Genomic DNA, 568 nt, shown 5'->3' on the forward strand with positions numbered 1-568 from the left:
GACCCCGCCTGGGCCTCCCGCATCGCCGGCGCCTTCGCCGCCGACCCCGAACTCGCCTGCGTCTCCGGCCCCGTCCTGGCCGCCCGCCTCGCCAGCCCCGAGGAACGCGCCGCCGACGTCGCCCTGGCCTGGAACAAGGGCTTCACCCCGCGTCGGTTCACCCTCGCCGACCCCCCCGCGGACTCCCCGATCTTCCCCTTCGCCCCCGGCCTGTTCGGCATCGGCGCCAACCTCGCCGTCCGCGCCGGCGCCGCCCGCGCCGTCGGCGGCTTCGACGAGGCCATGGGCCCCGGCACCCCCACCCACGGCGGCGAGGACTGCGAGTTCCTCGTCCGCATGATCCTCGCCGGCCACGTCCTGGGCTACGCACCCGGCGCCTACCTGTGGCACCACCATCGCCCCGACCAGGCGGCGCTGACGGCTCAGCTCGAGGGCTACGCGATCGGGCTGGGTAGTTTCCTGGCCAAGGTGGCGCTGTCCCCGCAGGGCCGGTCGGTCGCGCTGCGCCGGCTCCCGGCCGCGGTCGCCCGGCTGCGCCACATCTCCGACCGCGAAGCCGGCGCCGGCG

General features: G+C 77.1%; 1 protein-coding gene. It reads left to right on the plus strand.

The annotated features are described in order from the left end of the window. A partial coding sequence (locus FVA95_RS29265; RefSeq protein WP_240051804.1) for a glycosyltransferase family 2 protein occupies nt 1-568 on the plus strand: 568 nt, incomplete at both ends.

The sequence above is a fragment of the Pseudonocardia sp. EV170527-09 genome (assembly GCF_008369905.1).
Taxonomy (GTDB): domain Bacteria; phylum Actinomycetota; class Actinomycetes; order Mycobacteriales; family Pseudonocardiaceae; genus Pseudonocardia.